The 17047-nt window shown below is 52.5% G+C and carries 17 protein-coding genes; 3 read left to right on the forward strand and 14 right to left on the reverse strand.

Annotation, left to right across the window (positions count from 1 at the left end; translation table 11 throughout):
• The first annotated feature begins 3 nt into the window (after positions 1-3).
• Positions 4-1662 carry a flagellar hook-associated protein FlgK gene (flgK, locus tag K1Y77_RS00435; RefSeq protein WP_030074295.1) on the forward strand — a complete coding sequence of 553 codons (1659 nt, stop codon included), beginning with the start codon at positions 4-6 and terminating at the stop codon, positions 1660-1662.
• Between the two features lie 15 nt (positions 1663-1677).
• Positions 1678-2931, forward strand: a complete 1254-nt coding sequence (flgL, locus tag K1Y77_RS00440) for a flagellar hook-associated protein FlgL (protein WP_030074294.1) — start codon at positions 1678-1680, stop codon at positions 2929-2931.
• 11 nt (positions 2932-2942) lie between these two features.
• On the opposite strand, the gene fliR is transcribed toward flgL, so the two are convergent.
• The 13 genes from fliR to fliF form a co-directional block, all read right to left on the reverse strand.
• Entirely contained in the window at positions 2943-3734 is a 792-nt protein-coding gene (gene fliR / locus K1Y77_RS00445; protein WP_030074293.1) for a flagellar biosynthetic protein FliR, read from the reverse strand.
• Positions 3735-3738: 4 nt separating this feature from the next.
• Positions 3739-4008, reverse strand: a complete 270-nt coding sequence (fliQ, locus tag K1Y77_RS00450; RefSeq protein WP_027958744.1) for a flagellar biosynthesis protein FliQ — start codon at positions 4006-4008, stop codon at positions 3739-3741.
• A 28-nt stretch (positions 4009-4036) separates the two neighbouring features.
• Complete coding sequence (gene fliP / locus K1Y77_RS00455; RefSeq protein ID WP_030074292.1) at positions 4037-4804, reverse strand: flagellar type III secretion system pore protein FliP; 768 nt, start codon at positions 4802-4804, stop codon at positions 4037-4039.
• Positions 4805-4812: 8 nt separating this feature from the next.
• Positions 4813-5265: a flagellar biosynthetic protein FliO gene (gene fliO / locus K1Y77_RS00460; RefSeq protein WP_264429764.1), complete on the reverse strand. Its 453-nt coding sequence runs from the start codon at positions 5263-5265 to the stop codon at positions 4813-4815.
• On the reverse strand, positions 5262-5777 hold the full coding sequence (gene fliN, locus K1Y77_RS00465; RefSeq protein ID WP_030074290.1) for a flagellar motor switch protein FliN: 516 nt from the start codon (positions 5775-5777) through the stop codon (positions 5262-5264). Before fliN ends, fliO begins: the two co-directional genes overlap by 4 nt.
• Positions 5774-6829: a flagellar motor switch protein FliM gene (fliM, locus tag K1Y77_RS00470; RefSeq protein WP_030074289.1), complete on the reverse strand. Its 1056-nt coding sequence runs from the start codon at positions 6827-6829 to the stop codon at positions 5774-5776. The genes fliN and fliM overlap by 4 nt, the downstream gene beginning before the upstream one ends.
• 21 nt (positions 6830-6850) lie before the next feature.
• The gene (gene fliL / locus K1Y77_RS00475; RefSeq protein WP_030074288.1) at positions 6851-7327 is read right to left on the reverse strand and encodes a flagellar basal body-associated protein FliL; all 477 of its coding nucleotides are present in this window, start codon (positions 7325-7327) and stop codon (positions 6851-6853) included.
• Positions 7328-7521: 194 nt separating this feature from the next.
• Positions 7522-10206, reverse strand: a complete 2685-nt coding sequence (locus tag K1Y77_RS00480; RefSeq protein ID WP_264429766.1) for a flagellar hook-length control protein FliK — start codon at positions 10204-10206, stop codon at positions 7522-7524.
• A 23-nt stretch (positions 10207-10229) separates the two neighbouring features.
• The gene (gene fliJ / locus K1Y77_RS00485; protein ID WP_030074285.1) at positions 10230-10682 is read right to left on the reverse strand and encodes a flagellar export protein FliJ; all 453 of its coding nucleotides are present in this window, start codon (positions 10680-10682) and stop codon (positions 10230-10232) included.
• Positions 10683-10684: 2 nt separating this feature from the next.
• A complete protein-coding gene (gene fliI, locus K1Y77_RS00490) occupies positions 10685-12073 on the reverse strand; it encodes a flagellar protein export ATPase FliI (protein WP_030074284.1) in 1389 nt (462 codons plus the stop codon).
• A 14-nt stretch (positions 12074-12087) separates the two neighbouring features.
• Positions 12088-12852, reverse strand: coding sequence for a flagellar assembly protein FliH (locus K1Y77_RS00495; RefSeq protein WP_264429769.1), 765 nt, complete (start codon positions 12850-12852; stop codon positions 12088-12090).
• The gene (fliG, locus tag K1Y77_RS00500; protein WP_030074282.1) at positions 12845-13852 is read right to left on the reverse strand and encodes a flagellar motor switch protein FliG; all 1008 of its coding nucleotides are present in this window, start codon (positions 13850-13852) and stop codon (positions 12845-12847) included. Before fliG ends, K1Y77_RS00495 begins: the two co-directional genes overlap by 8 nt.
• A complete protein-coding gene (gene fliF / locus K1Y77_RS00505) occupies positions 13845-15596 on the reverse strand; it encodes a flagellar basal-body MS-ring/collar protein FliF (protein ID WP_030074281.1) in 1752 nt (583 codons plus the stop codon). Before fliF ends, fliG begins: the two co-directional genes overlap by 8 nt.
• Before the next feature lie 256 nt (positions 15597-15852).
• Between fliF and fliE the strand changes: the two genes are divergently transcribed.
• Positions 15853-16179 carry a flagellar hook-basal body complex protein FliE gene (gene fliE, locus K1Y77_RS00510; protein WP_030074280.1) on the forward strand — a complete coding sequence of 109 codons (327 nt, stop codon included), beginning with the start codon at positions 15853-15855 and terminating at the stop codon, positions 16177-16179.
• A gap of 133 nt (positions 16180-16312) precedes the next feature.
• Here the strand turns inward: fliE and K1Y77_RS00515 are convergent, their stop codons facing one another.
• Positions 16313-16705: a flagellar protein FlaG gene (locus K1Y77_RS00515; protein WP_264429771.1), complete on the reverse strand. Its 393-nt coding sequence runs from the start codon at positions 16703-16705 to the stop codon at positions 16313-16315.
• Between the last annotated feature and the right edge of the window lie 342 nt (positions 16706-17047).

Below are 17047 nucleotides of genomic sequence, written 5' to 3' on the forward strand. Positions count from 1 at the left end.
ACCATGAGCATGTTTTCAATCGGCTTAAGCGGCCTCAATGCGGCGCAGAATGCCCTCAGTACTACCAGCAACAATATCAGTAACGTTTATACGCCTGGGTATAACCGTGAGCTGGCTCAGCTTGGCCAAGGGCCGGTTGGGGGCGGCGTTAAAGTTGACAGTATCGAACGCCAATTCAATACCTATGTCTCGAACCAGCTTAACAACGCCAAAACGCAATCAAGTGCGTTGAACACTTACAATAACCAAGTGACCCAAATTGATAACTTACTCGCGGATCGTGAAGCGGGTTTGTCGCCATTGATGCAGTCGTTTTTCTCATCGCTAGAAGATTTAGCCGGCGCACCATCGGACCCAGCGGCCCGCCAAGGGGTCGTAGGTAATGCCAATACACTTAGCGCTCAGTTCCGTTCCTTTGATGGTTACCTGCAAGACATGCAGAGCAACGTTAATAGTCAGATTAGGGACGAAATTACCCAGGTCAATAACACCGTAGAGCAAATTGCTGGACTAAATCGTGAGATTGCTCTGGCTCGTGCTCGCAGTGGAGAAGCCCCAAATAGCCTTTTAAACCAGCGCGATCATTTTATTTCTGAACTTAATGAGCGCATGGATATACGTTTAAATATCCAAGATGGAAAAAGCTACAATCTCAGCCTACCAAACGGTCAGCCGCTGGTAACAGGTACCAATGCGTTTAGGCTGGAAGCCATACCTTCTGAGGCTGATCCACAGCGAACGGTGGTGGGCTATCGCGATGGCCAAGGAAAAGTGACTCAGCTGGAAGAGTCAACGATTAAAGGCGGTGCGTTGGGTGGTTTAATGACGTTTCGCTCAGAAACTCTGGATAAAACGCAGAATCAAATTGGCCAACTGGCAGTGTCACTTTCTGTGGCGTTTAATGAGCAGCACAAGCAGGGGGTCGACCTGAATGGTGAGCAAGGGGGAGACTTCTTCACTGTACGATCACCTCAGACGATCAGCCATGATGATAACAGCGGTGTTGCCATCGTTGAGTCTGCTGAGTTTGATATCGACACGCTAGATCAGCTTCGCGCAACAGATTATACCGTTCGTTTTGAAGGCAATACGCCAACGGTAACGCGCAACGATAACGGCGAGACGGTAGACGATGTTGACTGGAATGCGGGAACCGGCGCGCTGACGTTTGGTGGAGTCGCTCTCACGTTTAGCAACACACCTGCCAATGGCGACCGGTTTGAAGTGCAACCAGTACGCCGTGGTGCTAGCGATATGAATGTGGCGGTCAATGACCTAGACCGTATCGCAGCGGGTAAGCCATCAAACCCTGAAGACAATCCTGAGGATTGGGTAACGGCGGGCGCTGGTGATAACCGCAATGCCTTGGCGTTACAGGACCTACAGCAAAAACCCATTGTGGGAGGTAGCGCATCGGTGAGTGGCGCGTATGGCGTGATTGTCAGCGATGTGGGTAACCGTACTAATATTACGCAGGTGAACTTAGATGCACGCCAAGGGTTAACCGATCAATTGAAAGCCGTTCAGCAATCTGAGTCGGGCGTTAACCTTGATGAAGAAGCAGCTAACCTGATTCGCTACCAACAGTATTACCAAGCGAATGCGCGTGTGATTGATACCGCAGGCGCGATGATGGACACCATTTTGAACCTGCGGAATTAATAAGGAGCTTAGGCGATGCGTATCAGCACGGTCACCATGTTTGAGCAGAGCACGGCTTCTATTAACCGTCAGCAAAGTGATTTCTTAAAAGTTAGTCAACAGATTGCCAGCGGTCGTCGCGTGGTTAATCCTTCTGATGACCCCCAAGCTGCGTCGCGTGCCGTGGGCGTTGATCAATCCAAAGCGATGACCCAACAGTTTGCCGATGCTCGGGTGACGGCACGCAATTCGCTATCGCAGACAGAGAGCATTCTGAACAGCGTCAGTGATGCGGTTACTAGTGCAAAAACACTATTAATCCAAGCCTCGAGCGATACGCTGAGTGATGTGGACCGTGAGTCCATTGCCAGTGAGCTAAAAGGTATCTACGAAACCATGTTGGGGCAGGCGAATGCCACCGATGGTAATGGTCGCTACCTGTTCGGTGGTTACAAAGATAATGCGCCGCCATTTGTAAAATCCGCGGAAGGCGGCGTGGAGTATAACGGTGACAGTAGTGTGCGCCAGCAGCGTGTTGATGCCTCCCGCTTGATGCCAGTTGCTGAAAATGGTGTCACCGTTTTTCAGGGCGTACCCAGTGGCGCCGGCTATATCGCTGAAGCCAATGCAGAGAATCAAGGAAGCGTTACTTTCAGCGGCCCCCAGCTGACGGACGTTAACGCTTCCGGCTATGGCGATAGCTACCGTGTCGTGTTCAAAGAAGATACGTCGCTGGACAGCGGCATCAGCTATCACGTACAGCGCTTTAGTGGAGGTGCGTGGCAAGAGGATGCGGCGAGCGCAGTGGCCAGTGGCGAATATGTCGGCGACGGTCAGCAGCTTAGCTTTGGTGGTATTAATGTCACGCTAACCGGCAGCGCTGAGCCTGATGATGAAATTCTGATCGCCCAAGCGGGCAGTGAACAGCGCGGTGCTGACCTGTTTCGCACCATGGAAGCGGCTATTAGCGTACTAGAAACGCCAGCTCAAAGTGCGACGGATAAAGCCGCCTTGCGTAATACACTAAACACGTCAATGCGCGACCTTGATAACGCCCTTGATAACGTACTGACCGTTCGTGCATCGGCGGGTGCCCGGCTGAATGAACTAGATGTGGTTGATGCGGTAGGCGGCAACCGAATGCTTAACTATGAGCAAACGCTGTCTGACTTAGTCGATTTGGATTATGCCGACGCGATTTCTGAATATAGCCTGCGGCAAGTAGGACTACAGGCCGCTCAGAAAGCGTTCGTCGATATTCGCGGCATGTCGCTATTCGATTATATGTAGTGGTTTATGACTTAGCCCAAGGGAGCCATCGTTTCGATCAAGCTCTGCATAAAGGCGAGCCCTTGGCTAAAAAGGTGCTGTAAAAAACGGCCAATATCGGTCATTAGCACCATCAACAGAATTAGTCCCACGGTTAATGAGGCAGGGAAGCCGATATTGAATACCGTCAATTGTGGTGCTGAACGGTTGAGGATGCCGAGCGCTAAGTTAATGATTAACAGTGAGCCGACCAGCGGTAGCGCGAGTAACATGCCGGAGGCAAAAATAGTTCCCGCATAGCGTGCCAGCAGCTCAAACGCATTCGGGTTTAAGGCACCAATGCCGATAGGCAGTGTTTCAAAGCTCATTATTAATGTTTCTAACACCATCAGGTGGCCATTCAAGGCAAGAAACATCAACAGCGTAATCATATAAAGAATACGTGATAGCACCATAATGTTGGTGCCGCTCGACATATCGAAAAAACTGGCAAACGCCAACCCCATCTGTAAGCCGATAAACTCGCCGGCAGCTTGAACCACGGCGAAAATAATATGCATGACTAAGCCAATAGCAACGCCTATCAACAGCTGCTCAATCATGATGCCCAGGCTCGCCCACGACATGATGGGAACGTCAGGCATGGCAGGCAATATCGGGGCAATTACAATGGCAATAATAGCCGCTAGTGCCACCTTAGCCTGATTCGGAACGCTGGAGTGGCCCCATAAGGGCGAGGCTGCCATAAAGGCAGTAATGCGAGTAAACGGCCAAAGAAACGCCACTAACCACGCCTGTAACTGGGCGAATGTCACCTCCACCATGGCGTTACATCACCATGCTGGGGATATTAGTGAAGAGGCGATGCGTGAAGTCGGTGATCAAACCAATTAGCCAGGGCCCAGCAAGTACCAGAACGGCAAAGACGGCTAATATTTTAGGAATAAAGGTTAGCGTCATTTCATTTATTTGGGTGGCCGCCTGGAACAAGCTAATGATTAGGCCAGTGAAAAGGGCGGCCAGCAGCATGGGGCCTGCAAGCAAAAGCGTTACCCGCATACCTTGGTAAGCAATGCTCATCACCATTTCCGGGGTCATAGATACTCCTGGCCGCTGAACGCGACGCTCAAATCATGTAAAAGCTTTCTGCAAGTGAGCCTATAATTAACTGCCAGCCATCTACCAACACAAACAGCATGAGCTTAAAAGGTAGTGAAATTGTGATTGGTGGCACCATCATCATACCGAGTGCCATTAGCGTACTCGCCACGACTAAATCAATAATCAGAAAAGGAATAAAAATCGTAAAACCAATCTGAAACGCAGTCTTAAGCTCACTGGTAACGAAGGCGGGTAGTAAGACCCGCATAGGTAACTCTTCGGGGCCTTGCATCGGGCCAACATCGGCAAGGCGAACAAATAGCGCTAAGTCAGGCTCGCGGGTTTGGGCGAGCATGAATTCTCGAAACGGTTGCTGAGCCCGCAGTAAGAACTCTTCAAAATTGATTGTTTCATTCGTGAGCGGCAGCCAAGCGGCGTCATACACTTGGTTTAAAACAGGCGACATAATAAAAAACGTCAAAAACAACGCGATACCCAATAAAACTTGGTTCGGTGGCGTTGCCTGGGTGCCCATGGCGGTCCGCAGCAAGCTAAGTACAATAATGATGCGCGTAAAACTGGTCATCATTAGTAGCATGGCTGGCAAAAAGGCCAAAGAGCTTAAGAACAGGAGCGTTTGTAACGACAGCGACCACTGTTGGCCGCCATTATCCAACGGTTGAGACACCAGCCCAGGCAGCTGTTGAGCGTGAGCAGGTAGAATAAATAAGCAGCAGGCGATAGCGGCAAGTATTAGCCACCAACGCCGCCCAACAGGCCAAGCGACATGCATCTTGTATCTCATGATGTGTGGTTTGAATCGGGGGCGGTAGAAGGCGGGCTATCCTGTTTGCCCCGGTGGCTGGCAAGTGCCTGGGCTAAACGCTGAGAAAAACGCGAAGGCGCCTCGGGGGGGGGCGAGTTAGGGCGGTCAGTCGGCGCAGGTCGTTCATGCAGTTTGGTTATCCGCCCACTGCTCACGCCGACCACCAGCCAGGTATCCTCTATTTCAACCACGACAATACGTTCGCGATTGCCTACCGCAGTGTTACCCACAATTTTTAAGTGGGCTCCGTGTTGATGACGCGCGGTTTGCCAGCGTTTCAGTACCGCTGTGCACAGCAAAATAATGGCAATGACCAGCGCGAGTGACGCTGCTGTTTTGCCGAGTGCTGCCATGCCTATTAAGGCATCACCACTGCCGCTTATGGCATCAAGTGAAGAGCCTGATGAAGAAGAGGGTACGGCGCTCATCGGTTGAGTTTATGAATGCGCTCAGAGGGAGTGATAATCTCGGTAATTCGGATGCCATATTTATCATCCACCACGACGACTTCCCCTTGGGCGATTAAATAGCCGTTGATCAAAATATCCATAGGCTCGCCAGCGAGACCTTCCAACTCAATCACCGAACCCTGGGCAAGTTCAAGGAGTTGCTTGATGGTCAGCTTTGTACGACCTAACTCCACCGTCAACTTGACCGGGATGTCCATGATCATTTCCAAGTCGCGAGACTCAGAATGGCCACTCTCAGCAGTTAATGGGCGAAATACTTCATCACTTGCCGGTTTAGCGACAGGCGCTTCTTGCTCTGGCTCGTTGCTTGAGGAATCGATCTCTTCCGCAGCTTCTTGCTCGGCCATCGCCGCTGCCCAAGGATCCTCCTCACCTGTGGCATCGGCACTTGTGGGTTCTTCTTGCTCAGACATGGCGTCCGCCCAATCGTCATCAGAGACTTTTTGATCGGGGTTGTTTGGATCAGTCATGCTTTGGGTTCCTTGGCTTTCTGTCGCGTTGAACCTTTAATAAAGTCCTTGGACGATAGGTTGTTCATAGCGGCATGGTCGATCATACGTAGCACGCGTAATGCGCGTTGCTGCTGTTGGCTCCCGTACTCGCACTCCATCACCGGAACACCGTCGACACGAGCGGTGATTGTGTTGGGGATATCCATGGGCAATACATCGCCCTTTTTTAGCCCCATTACATGGGCAATGCGGCTGGGTATTTGTGCAAACTCAGCGACTAGCTCAACTTCTGATTGACGAAGCTCGCTCGCCATACGCCGTGACCATGTGCCGTCATGATCATGGTTACTGTCGTTAATAGGGTTGGCGAGTAGATCCCTAAGTGGCTCAATCATGGCGTAGGGCATGCAAATCTGAAAGTTGCTCGATAGGTTGCCCACTTCGATATTAAATTTGGTATTCACCACAATCTCGTTGGGCGAGTTGGTGATGTTGGCAAACTTAGACTGAACTTCGGAGCGTAAAAAGAACGCTTCCAGGGGATAAACTACCTTCCAGGCTTCTTGGTAGGCATCAATAGCCAAGTTGAGCAGACGCTGGATAATACGCTGTTCGGTGTTGGTAAACTCGCGACCATCTGACTTTGTCACAAAACGACCGTCGCCACCAAACAGGTTATCTACCACCATAAATACCAAGTTTGGTGGAAAAACAACGAGTGCTGATCCGCGTAACGGCTTCATTGATACAAGGTTTAAGTTAGTGGGTACCGGAACGTTACGCGAAAAATCGCTAAAGCTTTGGTACCGCATCGACTCAACGGTGATGTCCGCACTACGACGAATCAAATTAAACAAGCCATTACGGAAGTAGCGAGCGAAACGTTCATTGATAAAATCTAATGCATGTAAGCGTTCACGGATGACCCTATGCTGTGTTGCTGGGTCGTAGGGACGAACGCGGTTTTCATCCTGCGCAGATGATGACGAAGTGGCAGGCTCATCATCTCCACTAACGCCCTTTAGCAAGGCATCAATTTCTTCCTGGGACAGTAGATCGTCCTGCGACATGAACGGCTCCAGTTCCCGGGGTTATTGCACAATAAATTCGGTAAACAGCACTTCCCGTAAATCTAAGGGAGGCTGATTTTCGGTAAGAGGAACGTTCAAGCGGCTGATAATAGCTTGAGCTAGCTCTTCTTTACCCTCAGTAGACGTTAATTCATCGGCTTGCTTGCCTGATAATAAGATAAGCAAGCGGCTACGTACCTGAGGCATGTGCTCTTCAATAATCGTCTTGCTTTGTTCGTTGCCAACCCGAAGCGTAATGCCGGTATAAAGTAAGCGGGAGCCATAACGGTCATCGGCTAGATTGACAGTAAACGGGTCAATGCGTGTGAAAACAGGCGGTACATGTTCAACGCTTTGCTGTGTTTCATCGTTTTCAGCACTTCCGCTACGTTGATCAAGCACTAAATAGATTGCTGCCGCGGCACCCGCCGACGATAGCAGTACTAGTACAATCATTATCCAAAGCAGTTTTTTAGACCCGCTGCTTGCTTCTGCCATTTGCTGTTCCCATCAATGTCACCCGTAACGCTCGCTAAGCATTATGCCTAACGCTGTTACAAATGATGAAATGAACAGGCTCATTGGATGAGCCTATCTTTTGGTTTAGTTACGTGATGCCGTAATAGTCAGTGTTGTCATACTGAATGCCAACACTTTATTTCGGGCATAGCGATTCTCAGACATAGCGCTTTTTAGGCATAGAGATCGACACGACCATCCTGCAACGGGAGAGTGCTTGTCTCTTTAAGTGGCACGCTTTCGCCGCCTGACTCAGTGAGGCGATCACCAGCGGTTTGGTTAGGCATTTGCTGAGCAAAGGCCTGCTCGTTGGGAGTTTGCTGCTCACCTACTGAGGTTTCACCTAGTGAAATACCCTGCTCAGCAAGTGCTTCACGCAATTGAGGAATAGCTTGCTCAATCGCCTGACGAACGGGGGCATGTGACGATAAAAAGTGCGCTTGGGTGCCCTGTTCAGTCACCTTAAGAGTGATCGACAAAGGCCCTAACTCGGTAGGGTGCAGCTGCATTTTAACCTGATGCTCTCCACCGCGCTGAGCAAATTGAATCAGCTGTTGCCCTAGCTGAGAAGGCCATGCGGGACTGGCAAGCGGCGTATTTAAAGTTGCTGTCGCTGGGCTATTAGGCATTGGTTGAGGTTGAGAAGTTAGCGATGTAGGCAACGACTGCTCGCTGCCTTTGCTAGTGCTGTTGATTGCATTCGCTGATTCTGCATCAGCAGGCAAACCGACCATCGCGTCAGCGCTCATGGCAGGTGCTGATGCGAGTGCAGTATTGAGTGGAGAAAGCGCGTGCATGCCTGGTGGCATGGTAGTAAACGGCTGGGTTGGAATAGTTTCCAGCGATGCCATTAAGGTCGGGGCATTGGCTGGGGAGCTGACTGTTTCCGCAGACCGCGCGTTAGCAGTTGGTGTGGTTGGGCGTAGAGAGGTATTGCTAACCGTTTGCTGTGTTGCAGCTGCCAAGGCACTGGCCAGCGATGAGGAGCCTAAATGAGCCGTTGCCTGTGTTGTGGCCTGTGTTAGCGCTTGTGCCGCTGGCTGTGGTGCGTTTGCCACGGCGCTTTCGCCAGAGAGTGCTATCTGCACCTCACGTGGGATAGCGCTGGTGGGAGTGTCCTGCAGCGTGGTGGCCGTACTAGCGTTGGTCATCGTAACGGTGGGCATAGTAACGGTAGGCATAGTAGCGCTAGTCGTGCCGCCATTAGCAGTCAACGGCGGCGCGGCTGGTGCAGCACCGTCGCTGGGCGCAGCTGACAGTGCCTGAGGCGAGGCAAGATTCGTCGTGGAAGACGCCACCTGTGGCGAACCAGTATTAGCTGCTGCCTGTGTTGTGGCCTGTGTTAGCGCTTGTGCTACTGGCTGCGGTGCGTTTGCCACGGCGCTTTCGCCAGTGAGTGCTATCTGCACCTCACGTGGGATAGCGCTGGTAGGAGTGTCCTGCAACGCGGTGGCCGTACTAGCGTTGGTCATCGTAACGGTAGGCATAGTAACGATAGGCATAGTAGCGCTAGTCGTGCCGTCATTAGCAGTCAACGGCGGCGCGGCTGGTGCGGCGTTGGCACTGGGCGCAGCTGCTGACAGTGCCTGAGGCGAGGCAAGATTCGTTGTGGAAGACGCCACCTGTGGCGAACCAGTATTAGCTGCTGCCTGTGTTGTGGCCTGTGTTAGCGCTTGTGCCGCTGGCTGCGGTGTGTTTGCCACGGCGCTTTCGCCAGTGAGTGCTATCTGCACCTCACGTGGGATAGCGCTGGTGGGAGTGTCCTGCAGCGCGGTGGCCGTACTAGCGTTGGTCATCGTAACGGTAGGCATAGTAACGATAGGCATAGTAGCGCTAGTCGTGCCGCCATTAGCAGTCAACGGCGGCGCGGCTGGTGCGGCGTTGGCACTGGGCGCAGCTGCTGACAGTGCCTCAGGCGTGGCAAGATTCGTCGTGGAAGACGCCACCGGTGGCGAGCTAGTATTAGCCGCTGCCTGTGCTGCTGGCTGTGGCGCTACAGAGGAAGCGCCACTATTTGCCGCCGTAAAAGATGTTTGCACAGACGGCAGCTGGTTAGGGCTCAGTGTTTGAGTCTGATTCTGACCTTGTGTCCGTGCCAGTGGAGTAGGCTCCGTGGCTAACGCGCGATCAGCTAACGCCGTGTGCATTGGTAGTGCTGTGTGCTCAAAAAAAGAAGCTGCGAAAGGTGAAGCGTTAGCAGGCTTCACGCTATCTGAATAGCTATCTGAATGGCTATCTGAAGGATTATCCGACGACGCTTGAGTAGTCGCCGTTTCTAGGCTTGAGGCTGCTTTTGGCGCTGCACTGTTAGTGCTGGCACTGGAAACCGCTTCGTTGCGCACCGGTGACGGCGCAGAATACGAAGCGATAAGGGCTAAGCGCGCAGCGACCTCTTCAATAGTTATCGGTGTCGAGGTCTCAGCGCTGTCGTTGGCCAGTAACGCGGAAGCGTGTTCAGATGTCAGCGCTTGCTCTGGCGCTGCTGGTGCTATGTCTAGCGATTGGCTAGATGCCTGGGTATCGATACTAGTGGCGCGGTTATCAGCAGGCTGTTTGTGTGCGTTTACATTCGCCACGACATTTGCTGCTACGTTTGCCACTACGTTCGCCAACGCTTCCCCATCCAGCTCACTATCGAGAGATGCTATCTGGTCAACGATATCGCTCATTGGAACGGTTGACGTGTTTTCTGCCTGAGCGTTAGTGGGCGTGCGTGCCTGATGTTGGCTTGTTGCAGCCTGGGTCAACGCCTGAAGGAACATGCCATGTGTCGCACGCGGGGAGCTAGAGGCGGCAGGGTGGCTTGATGACGCGCTCGCCCCCTGACCCTGCATGGTTAGCAATAGCTCAATAGTCATAGATACAGCTCCTCGGCGCGGCGCTAATGCGACTGATCATTCGGCTGGCGGGCTAAACGGTTAGTTACAAAGTCATCGTTAGTTTTCTGCTCGTAACGCTCTTGACGGCGATGCTCTTCTGATACGCGTCTCGAGGTCAGCGTGTCGTAGGAGGAGAGCTTACGCTGTTCCTGCTGCCAATGCTGTTGGCTTTGCTGCACACGTTTTTGCTGGGCCACAAGTGCTTGCCGTGCTCGGCTGAGAGCGGCATCTAATGACCCTAGGAATTGCTGGTAGTTGTACATGGTGGCGGGGTCGATGCCGTCGCTCATCGCCTTTTGTAAACGCTCGGCATATTCAGCGCGATAGCGGTTAAGTGATTGAAGCTGTGCTTCTGTTTGCTGCTGTGTTTGGCGTTCTTCAGCCAGTAATTTCCCGGCTTTATCCCGGGCATCACGGGCTAAGCCTGTCAGCATGTCGAGCTGTGAATGACTCATCGCTAACCTCCCACTACCGCGTGCAGTGCTTGGCGTGATGCTTCAAGCGTTGCACACTCATCAATGTTTTGCTGAAGAAATCGCTCCAATGATGGAAAGCGGTTTACCGCTTCGTCCAGTCTTGGATCATGTCCTGGGCTATAAGCCCCTACGCTGATCAAGTCACGATTGCGCTGATAGCGTGAAAAAAGCTGTTTAAAAGTGCGCGCCTCTTGTAGCTGTTCAGGCGAGCTAATAGCGGTCATCGCACGACTGATCGAGGCCTCAATATCAATTGCCGGGTAGTGCCCTGCCTCGGCTAGTGTTCGAGAAAGTACGATGTGGCCATCCAAAATCGCCCTGGCTGAATCGGCAATGGGGTCTTGCTGGTCATCGCCTTCGGTTAGCACGGTATAAAACGCGGTGATGGAACCGCCACCACGCTCAGCGTTTCCGGCACGCTCAACAAGGCCGGGTAACTTAGCGAATACCGAAGGTGGGTACCCCTTGGTAGCCGGTGGCTCCCCAATGGCGAGGGCAATTTCACGCTGGGCCATGGCGTAGCGTGTCAGCGAATCCATAATCAGCAGCACGTTTCGCCCTGCATCGCGGAACCCTTCAGCAAGCCGCGTCGCGTAAGCGGCCCCTTGTAAGCGTTGCAGTGGTGAGGTGTCAGCAGGTGCCGCCACTACCACCGCACGCCGGCGGCCTTCAGGCCCCAGAATGTTGTCGATGAAGTCTTGTACCTCACGGCCACGCTCGCCGATGAGTCCGACCACAATGACATCCGCTTGGGTGTAGCGAGCCATCATGCCCAGTAAAACTGATTTACCCACCCCAGAGCCGGCAAATAGCCCCATGCGCTGACCTCGGCCGACGCTTAGTAGTGCATTAATCGCCCGAATGCCTACATCGATTTGCTCCTCAATAGGCGCGCGGGAAAGCGGGTTAAGCAGCGTTGCTTTAAGGGTTGCTCGCGGCGTATCTTCAACGCTTTCACGGTCGTCCAACGGGTTGCCGTTGCCATCGAGCACTCGCCCTAGCAAGTCATCGCCAATTGGAAAACGGCGAGCGCTGTGACCACTGCCATCGCTAAGCGGAGAGACTCTGGCACCTGGCATAAGGCCAGAAATTTCTTCTAATGGCATCAGAAACAGCTTGTCGCCAGAAAACCCGACAACTTCTGCTTCTGCATGTTTGTCGCTATCGTTTAACCGCCCATCCGCGCCAGGTAATTCGATGCGACAAGCACTTCCTACTGCCACGCGTAACCCCACTACCTCAATGACCATGCCCGTAGCACGTATCACACGGCCACTGGTACGGTAGTGAGGCAACTGACTAACGCGCTGCGTTGTTCGGTGCAGGGCTTTGCGCCAGCGGTATAGATGAGGGCACGTCGCGTCGCTCATGGCATTACCTGTGACTAAGAGGATGGAGGTTCATGGCTATGATGGCGCTTGCGTAACTGTGCAACGATCGACTGCCAGCGGCTTTCAAACGTAGCATCTAGCTCCCCTTGGGCACTGGTGATCCGGCACCCGCCCCGCGCAAGTTGGTCATCGGGCTGTAAGGTCCAGCTGGCCGCCAGTAGCTCGCTGCCAAGATGCTCTTTGACTAGCGTGTGATCTTGCGGGTTAAGCCAAAGGCGTTGCTGACCCACAAGCGGAGGCTCGGTGTGGAGCAGCTCACGGACAATCTCTAATACTTGCTCAGGGCGTTCTCGCAGTGCATCTGCGGCTAACTGTTTGCCAGTAGCCAGTGCGAGTTCAGCAAGATCGTGTGCCACTGTCTCATCAATACGCTCTAGTGCATCAGAAAATTGCTTGGCAAGTGAACGCAGCGGAGCCACGGTTTTACGCACCTGTTGCTCAAGCTCTTTCTCTGCTTGGGCGCGTCCTTCGCTAAGACCCTGTTCAAGCCCTTCTTGATGGCCGCGTGCTAAGCCAGCCTGATAGCCGGTTTCCTCTGCTTCCTGACGAATGCGTTCGTAGAACGCTTGACGCTCTTTTTCCTCACGCTGACGAGCCTGTTCAGCGGCTTTCTTCGCTGCTTCTACTTTGCGCTGCTGAGCGGAAGGTGTTGGCGCATCACTCGGTTGGGAGTTTTTCGGTTGCTGCGTCAATTCATCCATCTGCCAACGCCGCCAGCTGCCGTGCCGGTCAAACTCCGGCGTTTTGGCGTTAGACATACTCATCGTCTCCGCCCGCTAAGACGATCTCGCCGGAATCAGCCAGTCGACGGACTACCTGCAAAATAGCTTTCTGTTCGGTTTCTACCTGTGACACGCGAATAGGGCCGCGGGCTTCCATATCTTCGCGAACCAGGTCTGCTGCCCGCTGTGACATGTTGCGCAGGAACTTGTCGACCAACGCGTCCTGGGCTCCCTTGAGGGCCACCACCAGGGAATTGGTTTCGACTTCTTGAAGCACCATCTGAATAGCACGGTTGTCCAGGTCGAGTAGGTTCTCGAAGAGGAACATTTCGTCGATAATTTTTTGAGCCAAGTCTTCGCTGTGAGAGCGAACGGTTTCGATGGCCACTTCTTCCTGAGACGAGTTCATCAAGTTGAGAATTTCGGCCGCCGTTCTTACGCCACCCATCTTGCTGCGTTTGAGGTTTTGACCATCTAGCATGCTGGTTAGTACTTCCGTCAGTTCTTGCAGCGCGGCGGGCTGAACGCCGCTGAACGTCGCAATCCGTAGTACCACATCGTTACGCAGTTTCTCTTCAAACAGCTCAAGAATATCAGCGGCTTGGTGCCGATCCAGATGAACCAAAATAGTGGCGATGATCTGCGGATGTTCATCACGAATCAGCTCAGACACCATGTTGGCTTCCATAAGGTTCAGCGCATCAATGCCTGAGTTGCCACCGGTGGTCTCGAGAATATCCTCAATAAGGCTCGTTGCACGTTCGCTACCTAGTGCTTTTGTAAGCACAGAGCGAATATGCTCACTGGAGTTGAGGTTAAGCGCCACAAACTCTTCTGTTTCGTTATGGAAGGCTTCTAGTACGGCTTTCATATCCTCGTGTGAGACTTGATGTAAGCGAGCCATTTCCATACTGATGTCTTGTACTTCGCTGGCGCTAAGGTACTTGAACACCTCAGCGGCGCTATCCTCATCCAACGCAAGCAAGAGAATGGCGCTTTTACGTGCGCCGGTCATCTCGGCAATCGGGCTACTCATGGGTGTTCATCCAGCTGCGGATAATCATTGCGACCATGCGGGGGTCTTCCTGGGCCATTTCGCGTAGGTCGTTGAGGTTGTGTTCGTACAACGAGGTTTTACGACGACGCTTAGGTTTATTGCTATAGGTGTCTTCAGCCTCTGCAGACTGTCCACTCTCTTGCTCATCTTCTTCACCCCCGACACTAGCGCTAAAGGTACTGCCAGGCATTGCGGCAGCCATCACCGGCGGCTGGGTGTAACGCTTGATCAGAGGCCGTAAAATCAGCAGGTAAAGCAACAAGGCCGCAAGGGCAACTAGCAAATAGCGACCCAAGGTAGCAGCAATGGCGAGTGTTTCTGGCTGCTGCCACCAAACAACGTCAGACGCACTGTCATCAGTAGTAGCGAACGGTGTATTGACGACCTCTACCTGATCACCACGCGCTTGCGAAAAGCCCATTGCCTGTTGGACTAAGCGTTCAAGCTGAGCAACTTCTTCAGGGCTTAGGGCAACTTGTTCTGCTTCGCCTTCTTCATTGATAACACGGCGAAAGTTTACGACGACCGCTGCCGATAGACGCTCTACCTGGCCTAGCCGATGCTGAATGTGTTCAATACTGCGGTCAACTTCATAGTTAACGACATCTTCTTGGCGCAGGTTCTGGAGGGCGTTTTCAGGGACATCCTCTTCCTCTTCATCAGCGTCGGGCTGATTGATCAGCGCGGGTGCTACGCCAGGAGGGGTGTTGGTTAAGGCTCCTGGGATACCGGTTGCCAGCGGGTCTTCACCATCGAAAGATAGGCTAAGCTGGCGGCTACGAACCGCAGATTCATTGGGCGCCTGGTTGGGTGCATAGCGCTCAGAGGTTTGTTCACGGCGCGAAAAGTCGATCTGTGCGGCCACCTGCGCGCGGACGTTATCACTACCCAGTATGGGTGAAAGGATGTTTTCGATACGCCGTTGATAGGAGCGTTCAACTTCCGCTATATACTCAAGTTGAGAGCCGTCTAGGTCATTACCTTGTGATGTGTTAGCGGAAAGCAGTCGTCCATTTTGATCGACAATGGTGACGTCTTCCGCCGCTAGTTCAGGAACACTGCTGGAGACCATATGAACGATGGCGCTGACTTGCCCTTCACCTAGTACGCGTCCAGGTAGCAGTGTCAGAACAACGGATGCTTTGGCAGGCTCTCGGTCACGAATAAAAACGGAAGGCTTGGCCATTGAAAGGTGTACGCGGACCTTATCAACGGGACCCAGTGATTCAATGGAGCGGGACAGCTCACCTTCAAGACCGCGCTGGAAGTTAACTTGCTCAGCAAATTGACTGATACCGAACGCTTGATTCTCCATCAGCTCAAAGCCCAAGTTACCGCCACGGGGGAGCCCTTGCTCAGCAAGTTGTAATCTTAGCGTATGCACTTGTTCGCTAGGGATTAGCAGCGCCTGACCACCTTCGCTAAATTGGTAGGGCACGCCGCGACTATCCAGCTCCGCAATAATACGGCCGCCATCGGCTTCATTCAGGTTGCTGTACAGAACCCGATACTCTGGGCTGTTAGCCCACATGAAAAGCGCAGCAATGATCGCAATAGAAGCCGCCGCAGCGACCAATAGCACAACCAATGGGTTACCGCGCAGTTGCTTTAACGTGCGCTCAACCGTTGAGGGACTTTTAGTGTCATTTTCTGGCGTTCCACTGCGGGGTGTCTGTTGTGTCGTGCTGTTCTGACGGCCTGCCGTAGCATCAGTTTCGCTCATGCGTGCCTCCATAAAGGCAGGCAAAACTGATGACGGCTCAGGCGCATCACCAAAGAAAGCATAGGCTGATATCCGTCAATCGCGGTTATCCGCTAAAAAATGAAGCGGAATTGTGATGAACGCCATTATCCTGGGGCAAGTCGAGCATAAATGAACGAACAGGTCGGCTTTTAATGCGTATTTGTACGTATGAGTGTTCTACTACCAATGGTAGGCTTTTGGTATTACTCCACCTTCCTTTGGATGAGGCGTGTTTATGAGTTCACCTGCCATACAGTCAGCGCTACAGCAAATGCAAGGCTTAGCTACCCAAGCAGCCCAACCTATTAAGGGAGAGCATGTTGCCACAGCGGTGGGGCAAGGCGGTTTTGGTAGTGAGCTACAAGCATCTATTCAGCGCATCAACCGTTTGCAGCAGGCTGCGAATACCAAGGCGATGGCGTTTCAGGCAGGTGAGCCGAATATTGAGCTGAGTGATGTGATGGTCGATATGCAAAAAGCGAGCGTCGCTTTTCAGATGGGGTTGCAAGTGCGTAATCGCCTGGTAACCGCCTACCGCGACGTAATGAATATGCAGGTATAAATAACACTTATTCGCTGGCGTTAATACGGAATTGATAAAAACGCTTACGAAAGAAACAAAGAAGGAAACGAAGTGGGGGAGTAAGAGAGGGTGCCAAGCCAGCGGTAGCGACGTCTCCTCTCCCATCACTCGATTAGGCTTCTAGAGAAATAAGTCGGCCTTGTAATTCCTCCAGTCGCTCTGCAACGAGCAGTACTTCTTCTGCTGGTATTTGGCGAATAACATCCCCCGTTTCACGGTCGATGACTTTCGTGATAATCCGCTCAGACTGCTCGCTTAGGGCAAATTCCAGCCCACGTGGCCGTAGTGTTTCATTGATGCGCTGTATAGGGGGTAAGAGCGCTTCTTTAGACAGCAGGCTAGGTTCATTTGGTTGGCTGCTCGGCGTACCTGGTAAGGTGCTTGTCAACGTGCTAAGCGGTGGCTGCAGAGACTGAACTTTTAGGGTGTGCGCGGGTTGGACGGGCATTGGTTGGTAAGGTATTGATGCCGTAGAGGCAAGGTCGTCAATGAAGAGTGGGCCCATAATAGTTAATCCTTTAAAAAAAGCCGCGCAAGAGGCAGCAAAGAAAAGGTGACGAGGCCATTCATCATGCCGCTATGAGCCTCTTTCATTTTTATCGGCAAACGTATAATCAATGTCATTGTTTATAAAGCGCAGGGCTGCTTATCGGTGCAGGCTATCACACTAGCGGTCGCTTCCCGCCGTTGTTGCTCCTTTACTATAGATGAAATGGGAGGGGGAGTTAGTTTTTTCATGAGCGTACGGTAGCCAGAGGCCTTCTGGTATGCTTTGCCGCGTTGTGATGGGTATATAGACGTAGCGTAATAACTTGGCGTAATAACGTGCTGTAATAACAACGTGGTA

It is taken from the genome of Halomonas qaidamensis (assembly GCF_025917315.1).
In the GTDB taxonomy this organism is placed as follows: Bacteria; Pseudomonadota; Gammaproteobacteria; order Pseudomonadales; family Halomonadaceae; genus Vreelandella; species Vreelandella qaidamensis.

What these genes read in the sequence shown, in the direction of transcription:
- K1Y77_RS00515 (WP_264429771.1), bottom strand. Translation starts at nt 16,705, where the DNA reads ATGGGCCCACTCTTCATTGACGACCTTGCCTCTACGGCATCAATACCT.
- fliR (WP_030074293.1), bottom strand. Translation starts at nt 3,734, where the DNA reads ATGGTGGAGGTGACATTCGCCCAGTTACAGGCGTGGTTAGTGGCGTTT.
- flgK (WP_030074295.1), top strand. Translation starts at nt 4, where the DNA reads ATGAGCATGTTTTCAATCGGCTTAAGCGGCCTCAATGCGGCGCAGAAT.
- K1Y77_RS00480 (WP_264429766.1), bottom strand. Translation starts at nt 10,206, where the DNA reads ATGACTATTGAGCTATTGCTAACCATGCAGGGTCAGGGGGCGAGCGCG.
- fliM (WP_030074289.1), bottom strand. Translation starts at nt 6,829, where the DNA reads ATGTCGCAGGACGATCTACTGTCCCAGGAAGAAATTGATGCCTTGCTA.
- fliF (WP_030074281.1), bottom strand. Translation starts at nt 15,596, where the DNA reads ATGAGCGAAACTGATGCTACGGCAGGCCGTCAGAACAGCACGACACAA.
- fliP (WP_030074292.1), bottom strand. Translation starts at nt 4,804, where the DNA reads ATGCATGTCGCTTGGCCTGTTGGGCGGCGTTGGTGGCTAATACTTGCC.
- fliQ (WP_027958744.1), bottom strand. Translation starts at nt 4,008, where the DNA reads ATGACCCCGGAAATGGTGATGAGCATTGCTTACCAAGGTATGCGGGTA.
- fliG (WP_030074282.1), bottom strand. Translation starts at nt 13,852, where the DNA reads ATGAGTAGCCCGATTGCCGAGATGACCGGCGCACGTAAAAGCGCCATT.
- fliO (WP_264429764.1), bottom strand. Translation starts at nt 5,265, where the DNA reads ATGAGCGCCGTACCCTCTTCTTCATCAGGCTCTTCACTTGATGCCATA.
- flgL (WP_030074294.1), top strand. Translation starts at nt 1,678, where the DNA reads ATGCGTATCAGCACGGTCACCATGTTTGAGCAGAGCACGGCTTCTATT.
- fliJ (WP_030074285.1), bottom strand. Translation starts at nt 10,682, where the DNA reads ATGAGTCATTCACAGCTCGACATGCTGACAGGCTTAGCCCGTGATGCC.
- fliN (WP_030074290.1), bottom strand. Translation starts at nt 5,777, where the DNA reads ATGACTGATCCAAACAACCCCGATCAAAAAGTCTCTGATGACGATTGG.
- fliE (WP_030074280.1), top strand. Translation starts at nt 15,853, where the DNA reads ATGAGTTCACCTGCCATACAGTCAGCGCTACAGCAAATGCAAGGCTTA.
- K1Y77_RS00495 (WP_264429769.1), bottom strand. Translation starts at nt 12,852, where the DNA reads ATGTCTAACGCCAAAACGCCGGAGTTTGACCGGCACGGCAGCTGGCGG.
- fliI (WP_030074284.1), bottom strand. Translation starts at nt 12,073, where the DNA reads ATGAGCGACGCGACGTGCCCTCATCTATACCGCTGGCGCAAAGCCCTG.
- fliL (WP_030074288.1), bottom strand. Translation starts at nt 7,327, where the DNA reads ATGGCAGAAGCAAGCAGCGGGTCTAAAAAACTGCTTTGGATAATGATT.